19 protein-coding genes and 1 pseudogene are annotated in these 20,359 nt (G+C 45.3%); 15 read left to right on the top strand and 5 right to left on the bottom strand.

Going from position 1 to position 20,359, the window contains the following annotated elements; genetic code table 11:
- The first annotated feature begins 2 nt into the window (after positions 1-2).
- Both EIP93_RS12015 and EIP93_RS12010 read left to right on the top strand, forming a co-directional pair.
- Positions 3-1,655 carry a VENN motif pre-toxin domain-containing protein gene (locus tag EIP93_RS12015; RefSeq protein WP_206428402.1) on the top strand — a complete coding sequence of 551 codons (1,653 nt, stop codon included), beginning with the start codon at positions 3-5 and terminating at the stop codon, positions 1,653-1,655.
- The gene (locus tag EIP93_RS12010; protein WP_125232755.1) at positions 1,625-1,918 is read left to right on the top strand and encodes a hypothetical protein; all 294 of its coding nucleotides are present in this window, start codon (positions 1,625-1,627) and stop codon (positions 1,916-1,918) included. The genes EIP93_RS12015 and EIP93_RS12010 overlap by 31 nt, the downstream gene beginning before the upstream one ends.
- Positions 1,919-1,983: 65 nt before the next feature.
- On the opposite strand, the pseudogene EIP93_RS22915 reads toward EIP93_RS12010, so the two are convergent.
- Positions 1,984-2,043: pseudogene (locus EIP93_RS22915) on the bottom strand (hypothetical protein); the annotation flags it as partial.
- 47 nt (positions 2,044-2,090) lie between these two features.
- Between EIP93_RS22915 and EIP93_RS22910 the strand changes: the two are divergent.
- The 11 genes from EIP93_RS22910 to EIP93_RS11945 all read left to right on the top strand — a co-directional run bounded on the left by EIP93_RS22910 (position 2,091) and on the right by EIP93_RS11945 (position 12,733).
- The gene (locus tag EIP93_RS22910) at positions 2,091-2,978 is read left to right on the top strand and encodes a type II toxin-antitoxin system ParD family antitoxin (protein ID WP_241229553.1); all 888 of its coding nucleotides are present in this window, start codon (positions 2,091-2,093) and stop codon (positions 2,976-2,978) included.
- Positions 2,975-3,286: a type II toxin-antitoxin system RelE/ParE family toxin gene (locus EIP93_RS11990; protein WP_109225724.1), complete on the top strand. Its 312-nt coding sequence runs from the start codon at positions 2,975-2,977 to the stop codon at positions 3,284-3,286. The genes EIP93_RS22910 and EIP93_RS11990 overlap by 4 nt, the downstream gene beginning before the upstream one ends.
- Positions 3,287-3,912: 626 nt before the next feature.
- Positions 3,913-4,245: a hypothetical protein gene (locus tag EIP93_RS22905; protein WP_228925346.1), complete on the top strand. Its 333-nt coding sequence runs from the start codon at positions 3,913-3,915 to the stop codon at positions 4,243-4,245.
- 51 nt (positions 4,246-4,296) lie between these two features.
- Positions 4,297-4,662 (top strand): hypothetical protein, encoded by a 366-nt coding sequence (locus EIP93_RS11980; RefSeq protein WP_103972181.1) that lies wholly within the window; start codon positions 4,297-4,299, stop codon positions 4,660-4,662.
- A gap of 441 nt (positions 4,663-5,103) precedes the next feature.
- Entirely contained in the window at positions 5,104-6,225 is a 1,122-nt protein-coding gene (locus EIP93_RS11975; protein WP_010295561.1) for an ABC transporter substrate-binding protein, read from the top strand.
- Between the two features lie 699 nt (positions 6,226-6,924).
- On the top strand, positions 6,925-7,983 hold the full coding sequence (locus EIP93_RS11970; protein ID WP_125232753.1) for a hypothetical protein: 1,059 nt from the start codon (positions 6,925-6,927) through the stop codon (positions 7,981-7,983).
- A 21-nt stretch (positions 7,984-8,004) separates the two neighbouring features.
- Positions 8,005-9,117 carry an HBL/NHE enterotoxin family protein gene (locus tag EIP93_RS11965; RefSeq protein ID WP_125232752.1) on the top strand — a complete coding sequence of 371 codons (1,113 nt, stop codon included), beginning with the start codon at positions 8,005-8,007 and terminating at the stop codon, positions 9,115-9,117.
- A 72-nt stretch (positions 9,118-9,189) separates the two neighbouring features.
- Positions 9,190-9,879 carry a hypothetical protein gene (locus EIP93_RS11960; RefSeq protein ID WP_125232751.1) on the top strand — a complete coding sequence of 230 codons (690 nt, stop codon included), beginning with the start codon at positions 9,190-9,192 and terminating at the stop codon, positions 9,877-9,879.
- 198 nt (positions 9,880-10,077) lie between these two features.
- A complete protein-coding gene (locus tag EIP93_RS11955; RefSeq protein WP_125232750.1) occupies positions 10,078-10,842 on the top strand; it encodes a phosphatidylinositol-specific phospholipase C domain-containing protein in 765 nt (254 codons plus the stop codon).
- A 69-nt stretch (positions 10,843-10,911) separates the two neighbouring features.
- Positions 10,912-12,020 (top strand): IS3-like element ISEca11 family transposase gene (locus tag EIP93_RS11950; protein ID WP_103164902.1). Its coding sequence is split into 2 segments (ribosomal slippage): positions 10,912-11,164 and positions 11,164-12,020, totalling 1,110 coding nucleotides; the frame shifts between segments, so codons are not numbered across the junction.
- Positions 12,005-12,733: an RICIN domain-containing protein gene (locus EIP93_RS11945; protein WP_125232749.1), complete on the top strand. Its 729-nt coding sequence runs from the start codon at positions 12,005-12,007 to the stop codon at positions 12,731-12,733. The genes EIP93_RS11950 and EIP93_RS11945 overlap by 16 nt, the downstream gene beginning before the upstream one ends.
- A 173-nt stretch (positions 12,734-12,906) precedes the next feature.
- On the opposite strand, the gene EIP93_RS11940 is transcribed toward EIP93_RS11945, so the two are convergent.
- The 3 genes from EIP93_RS11940 to EIP93_RS11930 form a co-directional block, all read right to left on the bottom strand.
- A complete protein-coding gene (locus EIP93_RS11940) occupies positions 12,907-14,613 on the bottom strand; it encodes a pectate lyase (RefSeq protein ID WP_103860619.1) in 1,707 nt (568 codons plus the stop codon).
- 110 nt (positions 14,614-14,723) lie between these two features.
- Positions 14,724-15,476: an oligogalacturonate-specific porin KdgM family protein gene (locus EIP93_RS11935; RefSeq protein WP_010295566.1), complete on the bottom strand. Its 753-nt coding sequence runs from the start codon at positions 15,474-15,476 to the stop codon at positions 14,724-14,726.
- A gap of 131 nt (positions 15,477-15,607) precedes the next feature.
- A complete protein-coding gene (locus EIP93_RS11930; protein WP_103860620.1) occupies positions 15,608-16,426 on the bottom strand; it encodes an oligogalacturonate-specific porin KdgM family protein in 819 nt (272 codons plus the stop codon).
- 761 nt (positions 16,427-17,187) lie between these two features.
- On the opposite strand from EIP93_RS11930, the gene EIP93_RS11925 reads away from it, so the two are divergent.
- Entirely contained in the window at positions 17,188-18,951 is a 1,764-nt protein-coding gene (locus EIP93_RS11925) for a type III effector HrpK domain-containing protein (RefSeq protein WP_125232748.1), read from the top strand.
- A 39-nt stretch (positions 18,952-18,990) separates the two neighbouring features.
- On the opposite strand, the gene EIP93_RS22755 is transcribed toward EIP93_RS11925, so the two are convergent.
- Positions 18,991-19,167 (bottom strand): hypothetical protein, encoded by a 177-nt coding sequence (locus EIP93_RS22755; protein ID WP_010285665.1) that lies wholly within the window; start codon positions 19,165-19,167, stop codon positions 18,991-18,993.
- A 145-nt stretch (positions 19,168-19,312) separates the two neighbouring features.
- On the opposite strand from EIP93_RS22755, the gene EIP93_RS11920 reads away from it, so the two are divergent.
- Entirely contained in the window at positions 19,313-20,320 is a 1,008-nt protein-coding gene (locus EIP93_RS11920; RefSeq protein WP_125232747.1) for a Gfo/Idh/MocA family protein, read from the top strand.
- Positions 20,321-20,359: the final 39 nt, after the last annotated feature.

Genomic DNA, 20,359 nt, shown 5'->3' with positions numbered 1-20,359 from the left:
CCTTGTTGTTGCGGGATACGGCGAAACAGGTGCAGGATATCACTACGCTGAGCCGTGACGTTGAACACGCGAACAACGCGCTCAGCCCGATCTTTAACAAAGAGAAAGAGCAAAAACGCCTGAAACAGGCGCAGCTGATTGGTGAGATCGGCGCGCAGGTGATGGATATCGTACGTACGGAAGGCGAGCTGAAAGCGCAGAAAGCCGCAGAAGCCAAGGGCGACGCCAAAGTCAACCGTCCGCAAGACGGTGATTCGGTCGCGATGTGGGAGGACTATAAAAAAGCGCTGACGGAATCGTCGACCTACAAAGCCGAGATGCAGAAATACGGCACGGGCAGTGATTTCCAACGTGCGGCACAGGCAGCGACGGCGGCGATTCAGGCACTGGCGGGTGGGGACATCCAGAAAGCGATTGCCAGTGGTGCATCGCCGTATCTGGCACAGTTGGTGAAAGATGTCACGATACCGAAGGATGAAAGCAAAATCACGGCGTCGGATATCGCAGCCAACGCGATGGCGCACGCCGTGGTGGGGGCTGTGGTCGCCCAGCTGTCGGGTCAGGATGCGGCTGCGGGGGCGATTGGTGCCTACAGCGGTGAACTGATCGCCCGCGCCATCATGGCCGATCAATACCCCGGCAAGACGGCAAACGACCTGACGGAAGAGGAAAAGCAGTCAGTCAGCGCGCTTTCCACGCTGGCCTCTGGGCTGGTATCCGGTCTGGCAGGCAACAGCACTGCGTCTGCCGCCAGCGGCGCGCAGTCTGGGCGTAATGCGGTGGAGAATAACTTCCTAAACAAAGGGAGGCCGGTTGAGTTTGCTGAAAAACTGAAAGTGTGTAGCGGTGAGCCATCCTGCGAGCAGGGCGTGCGCAAGGACATGGCAAAGGAGTCGGCAGAAAATATCCAGAAGCTGAAGTCTTGCTGGGAAGCAGGTGATAGCGCCTGTGTTGCAGCAATGCGCAGCCAGATAGAAACTGATGGAAAAGCTTACGCTCAACTTGGTGTACAGGATGCACTGGCGGGACGTAGCTATGAAAACAGTGCGAACTGGTATGCTGATATCATCGAACAATGCGCAGGTAAATGTGGCTGGCCGGAGTCAGCGCTGGCGAAGACAGCCGCAGATGGCCTGACTAATGCTGTGTATGGGGCGTTAGGTACGGGTAGTTTGACGAAGCCTGGGCAGACGGTGGAGCCGACCAACCCGACAACCAATTCTCAAGGGGTCACTACGAGTAATGCTGCTACTTCATTAAAAGTCGGTGAAAGCAGAGTTATTGATGGGATAAATGTGACGAGGGTAGGTAGATGGATGTCCCCTGATGAACTAGCTCAAATGCAAAATAGTGGCAAAGTTATTCAAGGTGGTGGGGGACAAACATTCATTTCCATTAATGGAGCCTCGGACTTTAAAGGTACTGCACCAACAGGGTCAGTTTATGCTGAATTTGATGTTTCTACTAAAAGCTTGTTGCAAGGTGGGAAAGACGGTTGGTTTAAATTAATCGGTCCAGATGCAAGTAAGTCACAGCAATTTATGCTGAATAAGCAAGGAGGCACACAATTGCCTGATGTGAAAAATATTTCAATTATAGATAAAAATAGATGGTTATTTAAATTATGGATATTAACTTTTTTAAGAAAAAAATAGAGCCAATTTTAGTGGGATATAGCTTTCAATACACTTCTTTTCTTGATGGTGATTTTGGCGATCTAGAACGAGTTGAATTCGAGGGGCACAATAAAGTTGGAACTGTTGATTTTTGGTCAAAAGGTTGGATAAGCATTGATATATATGACCTTGTACTCGATGACCAAAGGCTCAATTTATTGTTAGGCCCTGATGAGGAGCAGTTGAAAGCCATAGAAACTTTAGTAAAGCTCTTGAATGGTATTGAAGAAAATGGCAATTAATTTGCCATTCTTCTATTCACATAACGGCCCCGGCTAAAACAGGCCGGGATTTTTGTTTTTACCGGTCAGAACCTTAGCTCAGTCTCAATCACCAGTCGCCCGCGCTCAACGGTGACGATAACGGGCTGTCCGGTATTAAAACCGAGTTTTTCAAGCCACCACCTATGCGGCGGTGAGCGATGGCACCTTGTTGTTGCGGGATACGGCGAAACAGGTGCAGGATATCACCACGCTGAGCCGTGACGTTGAACACGCGAACAACGCGCTCAGCCCGATCTTTAACAAAGAGAAAGAGCAAAAACGCCTGAAACAGGCGCAGCTGATTGGTGAAATCGGCGCGCAGGTGATGGATATCGTGCGCACGGAAGGCGAGCTGAAAGCGCAGAAAGCCGCAGAAGCCAAGGGCGACGCCAAAGTCAAACGTCCGCAGGACGGTGATTCGGTCGCGATGTGGGAGGACTATAAAAAGGCGCTGACAGAATCGCCGACCTACAAAGCCGAGATGCAGAAATACGGCACGGGCAGTGACTTCCAGCGAGCGGCACAGGCAGCGACGGCGGCGATTCAGGCACTGGCGGGTGGAGATATCCAGAAAGCGATTGCCAGCGGTGCATCGCCGTATCTGGCACAACTGGTGAAAGATGTCACGATACCGAAGGATGAAAGCAAAATCACGGCGTCGGATATCGCAGCCAACGCGATGGCGCACATCAGAAAGAAGGAGTTGACGGAACGGGAGAGGAAGGAAATACTAACAGATAATAATAGATACTATCCTGTGTGGTTGGAGGAAATGATGGCAACCAGCATCGCGTTAAGTCCTTACTTCGAGCAATTTATCCGTGAACAAATCGAAAGTGGTCGTTACAACAATGTCAGCGAGGTCATCCGTGCAGGGTTGCGGGCACTGGAGGAGCGAGAGCAACAGGTAAAGCTTGATGCATTACGGACGGCGGTCGAGTTGGGCGTGAACAGCGGAAAGGGCAAGGATGCCGAAGTGGTGTTCGGGCGTCTGTCGCAGAAATACCGACGCATGGCAGAAGGTGATAACGAGGAATGAAACTGACCGTATCACCGCTGGCAGAGCAGGATATCGAAGCGATAGGCGATTATATCGCGGAAGATAACCCAGTACGGGCGCTGAGCTTTACTGAAGAGCTGTATCGGCAGTGTTGTGTAATAGGCGACAATCCCTGGCTCTACCGTGAGCGTCCGGAGTTGGGACAATCCATCCGAAGTTGTGCCTATGGTCGTTATCTTATCCTATACGGCACGACGGATGTTGAAGTGAGGATCGAGCGTGTTCTGCACGGTGCGCGTGACATCGACAATCTGTTCTCTGGGATGCCAGACGGCCACAAAAGTTAGCCAGTTCTCTGTGAGGCCGCAGGACGGTGAAGGGCAAACTCGGCGCCGTCCGTGGCGCGACGCTTGCCTTGTTCGGGTAAGGCACTCCGGCGGTAAATGTCGCTCGGCCAACGCGCAACGAACATTGAATTATCTCTTGCTGAAGATAACTCAGTAAAGGATATTTCAGATGGATGGAACTGTTTTTCTCAAATGATATTTTTCTAAAAAATTCCTCAAGAATTACGTGTTGAAATAAAAATAGCCAAGGTTAAGATATTTTTCCACGGATAGAACACCGCATAATGAAGCCAATGAAGGATTTATATGTGATGAATATAAGGTTGCGGCCTCCTATCCAAAATGAAATTTTATAACAAAGGGATCAAACAATAACGCTCACCAAAAAACACGAAGGAGAAAAATCCATAATCCCCGTAGGATATTTAGCTAAAAGAGTCGCACTAAAACCTGACTGGCTTAACGCCGAGCAGGTAAAAGACATTTACTCGGTCAGTTGCTGTGTCTCTGATGCCTTTTGTGAATATATTCATTTTTGGTATCATAACGGCTACTGGCTTTTTGATTCGCCGGAGGTAATTTATTCTCTGGCGAAAGAAGAAGGAATTGATCTGGCCGATACCACGATGTTTTATTACGAGGCATACGAATATCAGTATGATGAAGATACAGCAGAATGGAACCTGTTCGAGCCGGAAGCCTCTTTTGATACCGACGTGAAGATACCACGGCAAAAAGAGTTGCAGGGTTTTGATATTGTCTCTTTTCATTTGGAGCAATCGCCAGAGTGTTCCTACTTATCCTGCAACCATATGGCGCAGGATCTGGAGGTCAATGAACATTGCCTGCTGGCGTCTTTTGATGAAGCGAAAAAACATTTGGAAAGTGGCGTCTTTCACGGCTGTGAGCCGGGGCCTTGCAGGATATTTGCGGTGTATTCGGTGCCGGACATGCAATAGTTTGATATAGAATACGTTATGAAAAATCAGTAGGTTAAGGATGCGTACGATATGAATAGGGGATTGGTTCAACAGGCATTTAACGCTTTTTTTAATCGGACTGCCTGTGCCATGGTGGCTGATCTTGATCTGTTTCAGCGTTATTTATCTGAGTTTCGAGCCTATATCGCCGAGCTTGAATTGACTTACGATCCTGTCGATCAATGGTCGTTAGAGGAATTGGAAAAAGCGGCGGAATTTTTACAGTATAACCAACAGTGGATTGCCAGTGCGGAACAAATAAAAGCGCCGTTGCAGCAAGCGTTCGCAATTATTGTGCAGCATCGGGTGTTTTTGGATGGATATGGTCTGCTCCCAGATTATCTTGACGTGATTCCAGAAAATGCATTCTCCGGTTCAGCTCTTCCCTCTGTGTAAAAATAAATTGCAATATTAATATTATCATTTTGGTATGGTATTAATTAATATCATTAAAATTGAAATCATTTCATAAGATAAATAATCTCATCCTATCTTTTTTTGATATTGCATCTATCCCGCATGAAAGCGTAATCTCATTTTATCCATTCAATATTTTTAACTATATTGTTCGCTTTTTCTTCGTATGTGTTTTTATTTAATCCTGTAAACTCAAGGCTAAATGTCCTAATGGAATCGGGGAGATTATCCTCGGGCGGGAGATATATTAATGAAGGACTATGCGCTTTCTATTCTGATTTATTTTTGACGATTCCACCTCGTCGATCCGATCCTGCGTGTCGCTGGCTTGCGATCCGCTGGTTAGACCGTTGCCGTTTTAACGGCTGCTATCTGTCGTTTGTCGGTACGGGTTTTATTCATTAAGTGAAGGAAATCACAATGCAATACACTGGGAAGTACCTGAAGAAAACAGTGCTGATGCTGGCCATGATGGCCGGGCTCAGCGTCGGGCAAAGTCAGGCGGGCGTTGAAATTGAGACGCGCTCGCTGGATCAAATCTATCAGAGTGCGTTGAGAGAAGGCGGTACGGTTACCGTTTATGCTGGTGGCGACGTGCAGTCACAGCAGGCTGGTTTCAAGCGGGCGTTTGAGACACGTTTTCCCGGCATGAAACTGAATGTGATTGTCGATTACAGCAAATACCATGACGCCCGTATTGATAACCAACTGGCGACTGGCACCCTGATTCCTGATGTGGTGCAACTGCAAACGGTGCAGAATTTCCCACGCTGGAAAAAAGAAGGTGTGCTACTGAACTACAAAGCGCGTGGCTGGGACAAAATTTATCCGGAATTTCGTGATGCAGATGGTGCCTGGACCGGTGCCTATGTCATCGCATTCAGTAATTTGGTCAATACCCAGCTTCTGGATGAAAAATCCTGGCCGCGTGAAGTTAATGACTACCTTCGTCCCAACCTGAGAGGCAATTTGATTCTGGCTTATCCGAACGACGACGATGCGGTACTGTTCTGGTACAAGCTGGTCGTGGATAAATACGGCTGGGATTTTGTGAAAAAATTGCAGGAGCAGGATCCCGTCTATGTGCGCGGCACCAACGTGCCCGGCGCTGAAATCGCGACAGGAAAATACAGCGCGACCTTTACCAGTTCCGGTGCACTTGTGCCAGCAGCCGATGCTGTGACCCGCTTTGTGCTGCCGAAGTCCGATCCTTTTGTCTCCTGGGCGCAACGTGCCGCCATCTTCAAACAGGCGAAACACCCGGAAAGTGCCAAGCTGTACCTGAGCTGGGTGCTGGATCCGCAAACGCAGACTCAGGTCTCGCGTATGTGGTCGGTGCGCACCGACGTTGAGCCGCCAGTAGGTTACAAACATATCTGGGAATACCGTAACACTCGTCCGCAGGCATTTGCTGATTTCATGTACGATCGCGGTGCGGTCGAGCGCTTCCGCGCACAGATGAGCCTGTATGTCGGTGAAGCGAAAGGCGAACCCACGCCGGGCTGGCTTGGTGTGAACCCAGAGGTGCCTCTGGTTAACTAGCACTTGAGAACCTTTAACCTATGCTGATCACATTAATAGTGGTCAGCATTGCACTATGTATAAGCATAACATCACACTTTGTTATGGTGCTCTCGTTCTGTGAATGGTAAAGCTGGGGAGGGAATCCCCCCGAAAAAGCAGAGTGTTTATAAGTGGAACTTTCTCGTAATCTGAATACAGGAGATTCTTTATGAAAAGATCCTGCTTTACTGGTGCCAGACCATCACCATTCTCAAGCAGATTGAAGCCAGCACCTATTGATTTTTCGAGAAACTACAGTTAAGGATGAAGTTATTAACTGCTACAGGCCATTTAATTTATTTGATTATCCGCAGAGTATTCAAAGCTATTTACGGTTAATAAATCACTTCACTTAGCAGCCTCATTATAATTGTACCTAAAATTTAGCAAATGTCTTATTGCTCTATTGATTAATTCACCATGTTTGGTAATATCCAGAAGCATTCTCATTTAATCGAAACTAATGTCTCTAGGGATGTTGGTTTTTATTTTTCCGTAAAATAAAAGTGGCTGATATGGGGCTGGGTTTGATTCATGGTTAGCTCATGGCTAAAGGAGATATATCGAACTTTCAAATATCCATTATCAAAAGAATTAAATCAAAATAAATAAATAGCAGTGAAATTATTAATGCATTTATCCTTCTGGTAATGCTTAATCATGTTTATGGTGAATGAAATGAGTGAAGATAATAATCTTATTGACTTAGATTTTGAGTCGGTTAAAAATGCGATTTTTTCGTTAATGAGTAAGACAATAAAGAACACCAAGCAATCTTTGTTGATTGAAGAGCAAGAGAATGTGGATCTTTACGTAACTGATCTGAATTTAAAAAATTCTCTGATATTTACGCAGAGTTCATTTAAAAATTATGCTCATGATTTTAATAATATTTCTTATTCTAAAGTTTCAAGTTTTCTTCAGTTAATTAGAATTAACAGTAATTATATATCAATCGGTTTTCAGTGTATCGCTGATGACGCTAAATTAGCATCATCTATTATAAAGAAAATCAATGATATCTACGAGAACTCTGTCACCGTTACAGCTGAATTTAATAATGATTATAGTGATATTACGAATTTTTTTTCTAATAACATTCAAAATAGAATATCTGAATTACAAGGTTCTGACGGAATAGAAAAAACAAGGGCGGAGATTAAAAAGTGTCAGGAAAAAATGTCAGAAGATCTTGACAAAATACTAGAAATAAATAAAGACATTGGAAAAAACATTAGTAAGATAGTCGTTAAATATTTGAAAGATGCCGTTATGCCACTTCAGGCAAATAAAAAAATGAAAGATAATAGCGTGGAAAAACGTAATCTTTCCAGAGGGGAGAACGGGCTAAAAAAAGATCCGACAGACGATATAAAAATAATTGCAGATATTGGATCTGATGAGGTCGAGGTTAAAAAGATATTTGATGATATAAATGAAAATATTGTTGAATTAGACAGATTATACCAAACCCTTGCAAAGGAAAATGCAGCCATAGCTATGGCAACAACGATTGAGTTACAGTCAAATGATTTTAATAATTATTATAAAGAGATTCATCCAAAGGCTGAGGATACAGAAAAAGCGTGGTTGGATGTTTACTCTAAGTATAGTGATCTAAAAGATAGTTTGTTAAATATGAGTGAGAGTGATTCTAATGCATTATCTAAATTATGGGCTGATTTAAGTGTTTATGCAAAATATGTCAGTGATCAAATGTACATAAGTAATAACTAAATTAAACAAAAGGATAAATATATGAAAACTCAACACGTTTTACAATACGTTGATATGCGTCAAAGAGCAGATCAGCAGATTAACGATAGTAATAATCAAGTCAGTAGTGCTCTAATTGTAAACGGTTATTGTTTAGCCTTAACCGAGCAGCCTAAATTTGATTTTAGTGCTGATCCTCATTTAAAAAGTTTACAGAAAGATCTAAATGATAGTTTAGCTGATGCCATCAATCATGCGAATGATTATATAAATAACGTCCAAAATCAATGTTTAGTCACTTTGAACAATCTTTTAGATGTTTTTAACCGCACGGATGAGACGATTAAACTCTATCCCAACTCTATTGCTAGAGAGGATGTTGTAGAATCTATAAATAGCATCCATAAAAAATGCGGAGTATATCAGAATCAGTCTGAAGACTATAAAAAGCAATGTGATGATTTCAGAGAAAATATTACCAAATCGTCTGGTGATTTTTCTGGTGCTAACGATAAGGTACAAGCGGCTGTTACGGGAGACAAAGGTGAAATAACCGATTTGAATAATCAGGTCGCCGATCTTGATAAAAGAATTAATGAATTAACTGCTGGATCAGTTCTGAGTGCAATCGGCATCCTTGGTGGTGCAGTCTTGATTTGTGTTGGTGCAGCGACAGAGGTATTTACGGGAGGGGCGGCAACCGCAGCTATTGTGGTAGGTGTGGGAGTGGTGGGGACTAGCATTGCAGGGGAGGCAGCATCAACTATTTCGCTGGTTGACTGCTATAAACAAAAAAATACACTTCTAGCTGAAATCTATAGCTTGAAGCAAGAAAGCTCCCAAGCCACAGCGGTAAATGGTCAACTACTAAGCTTAGTTCAGCACGCAAATGATGCGGCCACAGCGCTGGTTGACATCTCAAAGCAATGGACTGATTTGGCATCAAATCTTGAAATTCTAAACAAAAATCTTAACGATGCTGATAGTGATGAGAGTTTCACAGAACATCTTATTGCTTATAAATCGGCGAATCAACCGATAGAAGAATCTGCTAAGCTTCTTAAAAGCCAGTATATGCAAGTTCAACCGACAACAGATAAAACAACCTCTGTTTCTGACCAGTTAGAACAAGCAACGAAAGCATCTGCCGCATAATAATATTTTAATAAGTAAGCACCGTGTATGTTGGTGCTTACTTAATACTATCCATTTATTAATGGGGGAGTTATGCCAGGAAATACAATAAATAGCCTAAAAGAGTATTGTGAGCAATGGAAAGAATACTCGTTGAAGATAATGTTTTCTGATATTGGTACATATATGGTGATTTTAGATTATAATATCAATCAATTTCCTTTGCTTAATGCATTGCCTAACAAATTAATCTACTTCATAAACAATTCAAATAATTTAATTTCGGAGTACAAAAAAAACAGATCAAAGGATGTTTATAATAATTTGTTATCTTATGTTCTGACGTTTTGTCAAGAACAAATCCCCATTATAAATTTATGTGATAGTAAGCTTAAAGATATTAGAGTGGAGCTCACCCATGGGGTTTCAGATATAAAATCAGAACTTAATAAACTTAATTATGAATATGACTTGCTTACGAAAAAATATGAAGGCTGTGTTAAGTCAGCACCTTCTTCATCACCATTTATTATGGATCCTAGTGTATATATTATGGCTTGTATGGGGCCGGATTCTTATGAGGAATGGCTTTGTGATGGTTATTTGATAAATCGATTGAATTTTACGGAAAAGACTTTGGATGGAACCGTGGTTAATATCATTGATATTAACCAAATACTTACCCCGCTCAATGCAAAAATAGAAAACATGAAAGATGATATAAATAATGATGACGCCGATCTTGTAGAGATAATATCTTTTATTGATCAACTGGATAGCTGATTTTCTATCTGCTTTGACAAGCATGGTAAGGAACATAGCAGAAGTTGGGCGGTTTTTAGTTCTCTTAGGGTTTAGTCTTACCGTTTAAATTTTTTAAATAGTGATGCACACAAAACCTTACCAATTAGTTTCTTCTCCAATAAATAGATGTAATTTCAGACGTTTAATGAGTTCAAGAATAATATAAAAAGGTAAAAAATGAATAATAATGAAAAACAAAATATTCAATGTAGTGCCATAGGAATTTATCCAAGAGGTTCATATCAAAATCCCAAAATGTGGAATGAGGCAGGTTTTTTTGGCGATATCTATTATTATCCGGAATATAGGTACTATTTTCAGTTTTTGAGTTCAGGGAATCCATCAGTTGGTTATCGCTATTTCCCGACAAAACCTGAAAACAATGCAAATTGGAAATTTTTAGGAGGATTTAATCTGGGTCTAACAGATTGGATGTCTAGTATTCCAGATAATACATCATTAAATAAGATGTCGATACCAGGAACTCACGACAGTTGTACATACACATATACTAACGCTGTAAAAAAAGGATGGGTGAGAACCCAGAATTGGAGCATAGAAGACCAACTTAATAATGGTATTCGATTTTTAGATCTTCGTTGTAGCATCAAGAACAGTAGCGATTGTATAATTTGGATGTATCATGGAGAATATGATTTAAACATAAAATTGACTGATGTACTATCAATTTGTAAGATTTTTTTAGAGAAACATCCATTGGAAACAATACTGTTATCTATACAGAAAGAATATAACAGCTATCGTGGAGTTACCGACTCTGAATTCAGAGATTGCTTTAATTCTAATATTAGAGGGTATGAGCAATATATATGGCAACAGAGTAGAACACCCAAATTAGTCGATGTTAGAAAGAAAATGGTAATCGTTTCTCGAGTTAATGGATTAGATGGACTTCAATGGGACCAGATGAAGATAGTGTAGTCCCCCCTAAATTTAGTCTTACCGCTTAATGGAGTTCTCTGGTTAAAATACAACCAATGGAGGCTCATCATGAAGAAAGCGCGTTTCACTGAAACTCAGATCCTGCGGGTTTTGAAAGAAGTTGAAGGTGGTCGGCATGTGAAGGATGTGTGCCGTGAAAACGGTGTGTCGGAAGCCAGCTATTACAACTGGAAATCTAAATACGGCGGCATGGAGTCCTCTGATATCAAACGGATGAAAGAGTTGGAAGAGGAAAATCGCCGGTTAAAGCAAATGTACGCATCCCTGAGCTTAGATCATGAAATTCTTAAGGATGTTGTTTCAAAAAAACTTTAACGGTGCCTGAGAAGCGTGAACTGGTGCATTATGTTATGACGGAACATCAGGCCAGCGAACGACGCGGGTGCCGGATTATCGGTATCAGTCGAAGTCTGTTGCATTATTGCCCGAATACGGCGCGGGATCTGCCTGTAGTCGAGGCGCTACAAAAACTGGCGCATCAGTATCCGGCCTATGGTTTTGGACTTATGTTCAATAAGTTACGACAGGCAGGGTTACTGTGGAATGCAAAGCGGGTTTACCGGATCTATCGATTGTTGAAACTCAACTTTCGGCGCAAAGGGAAAAAACGTTTACCTAACAGGCATCCACAGCCGTTAGTTATACCGCATAAAATGAACCACTGTTGGTCAGTTGATTTTATGAGTGATGCCTTGAGCGACGGGCGGCGATTCAGGTTATTTAACGTCGTTGATGACTTTAATCGGGAAGCGCTGGCCATCGATGTTGATTTGAATATACCGGCTCATCGTGTTGTGCGAATTCTGGAACGATTAAGCGCAGAACGAGGCTACCCGGCTTTTATACGAAGTGATAATGGGCCAGAGCTCACCGCCGCAGTCTTAGCCGAATGGGCAGAACGCCACGGTGTGAAACTCGATTTTATTCAGCCCGGAAAGCCGATGCAGAACGGATTTATCGAGCGATTTAACAAAACGCTACGAACAGAAATACTCGATATGTATCTGTTCAGAACCTTGTCTGAAGTGCGTGAACTCACAGAGGACTGGCGCACAGAATATAACGAAGAACGCCCGCATAGCTCACTGGGTGATATGCCACCTGTTATCTATGCGCGGCAAAAACTGGCCGGAGATCCTCATTGGCGGTGGTACTAAAAACCGGAGGGACTACAGTTACATTCGTTACTTTCTTGAGTATAAATCCAACCAGTGACATTTTTGAAACAAATTTCAAGTTATCTAACTATATAAATGAATCAATATATACGTATTTAATGGATGGTGTTGGTATAAACTCGGAACTTACTATTAATGACACTCCTTACTTGGGAATAATTCCGATGGATTTTCCCGATAACTGTAAATATATTGTTCATGCGATAGTTAAATTTAACGATCATACAATCATTAACAATGCAAACTTGATTGATATATATAACACGGAATATAATAATTATATTTACGCCTCATCATTACTTGATGATGTTGTAAAAAATAATGCTAATAATATGAGAAAGATTGTTGGTTGGGAAACAGTAGGACAGCAAGTCTCACAGGGAAGGTGGAAAGTCATACAGGCAGATGAAGGTGTTTATTTATTCAATACATTCTATAAAGAGTTTATGTACGCAAGTTATTATGTTACAGATAATAGAAGATCTGTATGCAGTTGGATACCTGGAGTTCAGAATGAAATTGATGATGCATGCATGTGGTATATATCTAGAGTGGGTGATATGTTTATTATAAAAAATAGACGGTATGCTGAATATTTTTATGCGACATCATTAAATGATGGTGGTAATCGTCGTAAAACAGCTTGTTGGCACCCAGGAAATTTAGTCAAACAAGCCTATTTTAAGCTGTGATAAATATATACCCTAAATAATTTGAATTGTAGGCAACCAAAAATAGTAATAGAGAGCTGAAAATTCGACGGGGATACCTGGTATCGATAACTTTCAAGGTAGTTACCGTGTCCAATTTTATGAGTAAGTTGCCAATGGCAGCGAACCACCATTGGCGTGTTGAGAATTAATGCTTACTTCTTGTTGTTGGGTTTCAACGTTTCGCCAACGTTCAACAGGAAGATCTCGTTATCGCGAGTGGACACACGTGTTGAGCCATCTTCCATACGGTAGCCACCTTCGGTGAAGCCCGCACCATTCAGGAACGGTGCAACGGACTGTGGCTGATTGCGCACCGCAGCTTCCAACGCTAACAGGGCATAAGGCTCGATGGTATCGACATCGGCATATTGTCTGTTGGGCTCGGCCATAAAGAAGCCGTTTTGATAACGCGTGCTGATAATGTTATCGCCCACTTTTTCCGCCAGCGACAGATAGTCTTTCACTTTACTCGCCTGATACAGATCCAGCAGCGCGAACAGAGCGTAAGGATCGTTGTTCTTAGTGGCGAGATCCACTTTAACGTCTTTACCCGGTGCTGAACCTAACTCACCCAACCCCTGTGCGCGAGCGATGCCGCGTGCGACACGCCACAGCTCGGCGTCCGGTAACACGGTATAGGCGCGAGCATAGGAAAGCAGGAATGAATTGTCCGCAGGATAAGGCTTGATCACGGTGCCTTTTTTGCCGTAGTAACCGTCACGCGGCAGAACGTAGTTGGAGAGATCTTTGCCGTTAGCCAGCATCGGGCGGAATGTGTTATCCGACTCGTTATAGGCATATTTGGCAAAGGCTTTCAGGCCATCGGTTGTCCACGCCAGAAGTTCTTTGCCTTCCGCACCTAAATCTTTACCCAACTGGAGCTGCATGAGCGCATTTTCGGAATAGATCGTACTGGTGCGTCCTTTCAGCATCATATTGCCTTCCAGCGCAGTGGGGCCGAACTCTGGGCCAAACTGACGCTGGGCGCGATCGCCGTATTTGGAATGCGTATCGGCATCGTCGGTAGTTTCATCGCGCTTCAGCGCCTGCGTAAACTGATACACGCCGAGCCCGGTTGCTTTGTCGCGCGGTAAAACGTACTGCTGTGCCAGACGTTTTGCCCAGACCAGCGCGCCGTCTTCTTTATTGTATTTGTACAGCATCGATGCGGAATATATCAGATCGTTCCCCGCATTCAGGAAGCTGAGGCCTTTGGTGGCGAAGAAGGGCGGTTGTTGCTCAAACGGACTTTGCCAGAGCGCACCTATTTTTTGCCCGTATTTACCGTGACGACTGGTTTCCATAATCTTCCAGTCATAAACGTGCGCATTCCAGAAACCGCGAATAAAGCGTGCGGTTGCGTCTTTATCGACGCTGAACATCAAATCGTAGTAGGGATAGGCATTTTTCAGCTCATGCACCATCTCTTTTTCGCTGGGGCCTTCCGGTTGCAGCGTTTTTAGATCCACAAAACGGTGGCCGCCCCAAATCAGCAGACCGCTCTCATCCTGATAATGTTGAAAATGGTATTTCACAATCGCTTCGGCACGTTGCTTATAGCTGGGGTTGCCGCTCAGGTTACTGAGCCCGACCAGCACGCGCATCAGGTTCTGCTGTGCGGAAAAGTTGGATAACACGGCGTGGCGACCATCGGGGAAGATCCACTCCATCTGTTTGCCCGTGCGAGGATCGACACCATCAGCAAGTAATGGCGTAGGCGACTGACCGTGATAGTGGTCACCGGCTTTTGTCAGCACGTTATCCACATACTGATTGACGATGGTGAGGCGGTCAGGCGTCGCGGCGCTGGCCTGTAAAGCGACCAGACCCGCAAGGAGCGACAGCGCAAATCTTTTCATTTTATTTACCTGTGATGATTCATGCTTGTAATAAAGGGATCTCGATTGATGAACAGGATCCCCGAGAAATATGGTGCAGCAGTAAGCTGTTTTAGAAAGGTAAGTCGTTGTTAGAACGTATAGGTGAAGCCGACCTTTCCTTTCCCTTCACGCGATTTCACATCGCGCCCGCTGGCGACATCTTCAACGCCAACGTGGGCTGTCCAGTTGTCGTTGATGGTGTAAGCCACGTCGAAATCCTGTTGATAGTCATGTTTTTTGTTGTTTTGCAGCACGTAATCCGCGTGATAGTAGTAAGCGGTGTACGCCAGCGTGAAATTGTCGAAACCTTTGTAGGCAACGCCCGCTTCATAGCGGTGACGGTGAGTGTCATCATCCGTGCTGGTACGTTTACTGCGGGTGATTTTTCTGAGGTCGTAGCGATACTGCGCATGAAGATCCGTCTTATCAGTAACCGCCCAGGTCAGTTTCAAACCTGGCGTATAGCGGGCGCCGGAACTCTGGCTAGCGCCGATGTCGCCTACCGTGCCTTCACCGCTGGTACCGCCGGAATAGAAGCGCGCTTCCAGATTAGGCGTCAGGGTTAATTCAGGCGTTAAGCTGTAGGCATAGCCGGTATAAAAAGCATAAGAATTCGAGACGACATCATCGATGGTCAGATCTTTATTCTTATTATAAAAATTCAACTCAACGCCAACGTACAGGCCATTATCCATAAAATGCCGCATACCAATTTCATCACCGTGATAGCGATTCATGGTTCCCCAGCTATGTTCATAGCTGAGTTTGGTATCAGAGGCTGACGCGGAAATAGCATAAATTTGGGCAAAGAGAATACCGGCCACAAGGTAGCGTTTTTTCATTATGGGCACCATTAATATTGATCGTTAATTATGAAAACTGTGCGCTGATAGACAAAATTCATTCATGAATTCATTTTTTCACCAACACGGTAGGAAATACGGCGTATTTCTTTTATAAAATTCTGTTTTTCTTAGAAAACGTAGTTGAAACCAACTTTGATTTTCCCCTGACGGCTTGATGATGTGCTGGATTGGCTAATATCATCATACTCAATGTAAGGAGTTAGCTGTTTGTTTAACTTATATTGAACTTTGAACTGATGTTCATAATCCGTTTTCCCATTATCGTAAACCGCGTATTCTCTTTCCGTGAATTCACCCTTGCTATATTTATACGATTTTGTGGTGTTATCACCGATGTAGTAGTTAAAGACGTAAGTCAGGTTAATATTATCCAAGCCAGAATACGTTACCCCTGCATCCAGACGATGACGACCGGTGTCGGATTTTGATAAATAAGATTCCCCTGCGTAACCATATTTGTCAGACGTGGAAATGGTTGAATAGCGTGAGCTGCGAGAGGGCTTTTTATATTCATAGCGGTAGCGGCCATAAGTGGACCAGTCGCTGTTAATGCGGTAGTTATATTTCAGCCCCGGTTGATACATCATGGTGGCATTGCCGATGGAGAATTCAAAGCTAGGCGTTAAGGTTGCGGCCTTGCTTAGCTTGAAGTCCTTCCCAACCACCATGCCGCCAGAGCCGCCCTGCATGTCATCATAGGCAACGTCGTAGTTGCTGTTCCCGCCTGCTGACGTACTGAATTTGACTTCGTACGACCAGCCGTTGGTTTTCTTATGAATGAGCTTAATGGAGTCTGAGTGGCGGCGGTCTTCTGTCTTCCAATTATGTTCATATTGGAAAGTGGTTTTGCCGTCGGTTTCTGCCTGGGTGAGGAAAGGCGTGAATCCGGCACAAACGATGAGTAGGTTACGTGTGTATACTTTCATTCTATCTTTCTCTTTTTTGATGAATAAATAATATTATTGACGAGCGCAGTCTCTATCTTTAAAACCAGACAGTGGATGTCATTTTTTGGGCGTAAAAATAGAATCACCAGGAATGATGATGACGCCATTTATAATGTCAGGCAGGGCTTTCTCCCTGGTAAATCAGCTTGCTATCAATGCATCGATGACTCCTTATATATGACGTGGCTTATGAGTATTTCAATCAGCGAAATGGCTTATGCTGTTGAGTGAATGTTGATAATTCCCACCGTTTACTGGTTAATCTAATTATCAGTAGACTTGATAATTAGGGTGAGTGGCATTATGGTGAAAAGAAAACACTGTTTCATTTATGCTGATCACACATTTGGTTACTCTTTGAAATTTTTTGTAATCATTTCGTCTGATTATTGTAAGAGTCAGGAGTAGGTGTGGCGGAGCTCAGGGTTGTCAGGCCGTAGGAGATATCTCTTGAACGTTAGTGATGATAATGATATGTAATTGAAAAACCGTTAACCTGTTATCTGACTTATTCCCGCCATCATGCCGAGCATATTCTGTGGAAAGCGATTTCCATAAAAATGAATAAGCCGCCAATAGCCATCAAACGCCCCTGAATATTGTCAGGAACTTATCGTATTTTTACGCCACTCATCTCCATACCCGCCATACCGCGATCGGCAAATTTGCAGGCCTTTCTGTGTTCGGATGATGCGGGAGATCCGTTTGTTAAGCCTGACAACAGCAGAATGGGGACGTGAATGATCAATCGTATTGAGGGCGGAAGCCGTTGGGGAAGTGCCGCGTCTTCGGCTGCACAGCATAATACCGAGGCGAGTCGGCCGGGTGGACAGCAGGGCGTATCGCCAGCGATGCGGTCAGGCTCGCGTTCAATCGATTTTGGCGAGGCGTCGCCGAACGTGCCGCCGGTTTCCACTGAGCGCACTACGACGGCACCCACTCGTGTTTTGCCCGCGGTGCCGAACGTTGCAGACCGTTCACTCATTGCGGAACCCAAACCGCCCGTCGATCTTCAGGCGATCGATAGCTCGGCGCACAGTAATGCCGGAGCATTGGAAAAGTGGTCGCCGCTATTAAGCGATCTACCAGAAAATGAACGCGAGAAGGCGGCAAAGGAACTGAACCGGCCGCTGGCGGCGGCGAAAATGCTACAGGATGGCGGGGAGAACGCGGAAAAAGCGCTCGTCTACCTGCGTGAAAATCCCGCGATCTACACGGCGATGGATACCGCAAAAGACGGTGGCAGAGCCGACGGACATATCTCTAATCGGGATACCAAATCCTTTATTAAAAATATGGAGCGACGCGCCAGCGATGCCAGCCACGCCGTGAAGGAATATAGGGAGAAAAATCCGGCAGCCGATGCGCAATCGCTGCGGTTAGTACAATCTTCCGCGCTGTTGCTGGCTAACGAGCCGCTGCTTAATGCCGCCGATCCTCAAAAATCCTATACGCATTCCCCGCCGCAGAAGAATGATCGCACCAGCACGTTGACCGATCTGCACGCGATCATGACCGATAACCCGACGCTGTCGCCTCAGCTAAAAGCGGCGGCTCAACTGTGGTCGCATCCTGGGCTATTCGGGATTCTGGAACATGCGGACGTCAAAGGAGAGAAACTGGCGCGAGTCCCACATGATGGCAAACTGATGATGAAGGACATGAAAAGTTGGATTCGTGAACAGGCTCCAGCGGACAGTCAGGAAGCGGCGGATACGCTGCACAACGCGGCGGCACTGGGGTTGGCGACGAAAACGGATATCAGCAAGCTGAATGAGGCGGTTTTTACCCAACCGCAGCAGTACAGCGGGGCGCAAAAGTCGGCGACGCTGGTCAAGCTGCAACAGACACTGGAACAGGTGATGGCAGGGCGCGAATACCGCAATACCGAAGAAACCGAAAAGGTGCTGAATCAACGTATTGAAGCGCTACAGCAAGACGGGGATGTGATTCAGCATTTTGAGCAGGCAGTACCGCGCGAGATAAACACCATTTTACGGTCTGATCCGCTGCTGGCACAGGCGGCGATGAGCCAACGTTTCTCCGCAGCGTCACCGACCACCCCACGATCTGTTGGGCTGGATGCCTCGCCTTCGGCTGTAACACACGCGGGGGCCGGAGCAAAAAGCGATGCGCAGGCGGTGAAAGAGGCCGGACGCAGCGTGATGAGTTTTGCCAAATCGTCGCTGCACGCAGAGGATTTAACCAAAGCAGCAGGGAGCAAAACGGCCATTGGTCTGGCTGGCAAAGCTGGCGCAGCGATTGCCGGGAAGGTGGTCGGTGCCATCGCGGGTGAGGCTGCCGGGGCGGCTGCCGCCTCTGCCGTTGGCGCTGCCGCAGGGCCGGTGGGTTGGGCGGTGAGCGGGGCGCTCAGCATCGGTATGGGGATTGCGGAACTGGTGAATTTCTTCAACGCCAAAAGCAAACTCAAACACCGGCGGGAAGATTTTGCCAAAACGGTTAATCCCGCGCTGGAACAGTTCAATATTCCCAAACCGCGCTAATGCGCCAGCTTAAATTTCAAAACTTTAAATTTCAAAACGTTAGATTTCAAAACCTGGTGCGACTTCTTTCACCGGTTTTTTACACTCTTCCGGTTTGGGTTGATTCGCCGGAAGATTTTTACAGTCCGGCGCAAACGGATTCAACGCATCGCGATTCAGATAGAGCACAAACAGGATCAGAATGATGAGGGGGATAAGGATACGTTTTCTTTTCATGGTTATCTTTAGTTGCGTTGCGGAAAATGTGGATATGTTAAAAAAACAGGAAAAATTCTAACGCGTTACGCGGCTTTTGTCTTTAGTCCGCTCGGTTTCCGCCTTATTGTAATCGTTCGGCATGACGATATCGGCGGAAGTGAAGATGAAAAAGAGGCGATTTGCAGCGATTGGATTAGCGCACAACCACATTTATGACATGTGTCGGCAGTTGGTTGATGCGGGCGCGGAACTGGTCGGCGTGTTCGAGTCCGATCTTAATCATCGGGAAAAATTCATCTCGCTTTTCCCCTCCGTTCCTTTTGCTGACTCTGCGGAACAGCTGATTGCCGACGCGTCTATCGATCTTATTGCCTGTGCGGTCATTCCCAGCGATCGAGCTGAACTGGCGCTGCGCACGTTGGATGCTGGCAAAGATTTCTTCACCGCCAAACCGCCGCTAACCACGTTGGAGCAGTTGGATGCCGTCCAGCGTCGTGTAGCGGAAACCGGCCGCAAGTTTGCCGTGTACTTTAATGAACGAATCAATGTGGATAGCGCGCTGTTTGCTGGTGAACTGGTGCAACGGGGCGAAATCGGGCGAGTGATTCAGACAATCGGCGTTGGCCCACACCGTGAACGCGGCGCGCGGCCTGACTGGTTTTATCAGAAGCGTCAGTACGGTGGGATCCTCTGCGATATCGGTATCCACCAGATTGAACAGTTTCTCTATTTTACCGGCAATACCAACGCGCGAGTGGTGACCAGCCAAACGGCGAATTATCACCATCCGCACCAGCCAGAGTTTGAGGATTTTGGCGACGCTATGCTGCTGGGCGACAATGGGGCAACCGGCTATTTCCGCTGTGACTGGTTTACGCCGGATGGCTTGAGCGTCTGGGGCGACGGTCGTTTGACGATACTAGGGACGGAAGGCTATATCGAAATCAGGAAATATGTCGATCTAACGCGCGGAGAAAGCAACGTCGTTTATCTGGTGAATGGCAAGGGCGAACAGCGCTTCACCCCCGCAGGCAGCGTCGAACGCCCCTTTTTCCCAGATTTTCTTCGTGATTGCCGTGAGCGCACCGAAACCGCGATGTCGCAAGCGCATATCTTCAAGGCGACAGAACTGTCAATTTTGGCGCAGCAGGCCGCGAAAAAGATCGCCTGAGAGTAGTATTATCCGTATATCAATGACCCACTCTTTTTT

This window comes from Pectobacterium versatile (assembly GCF_003932035.1).
In the GTDB taxonomy this organism is placed as follows: domain Bacteria; phylum Pseudomonadota; class Gammaproteobacteria; order Enterobacterales; family Enterobacteriaceae; genus Pectobacterium; species Pectobacterium versatile.
The sequence above is the reverse complement of the archived record's forward strand: the minus strand, read 5'-3'. Positions and strand labels throughout refer to the sequence as shown.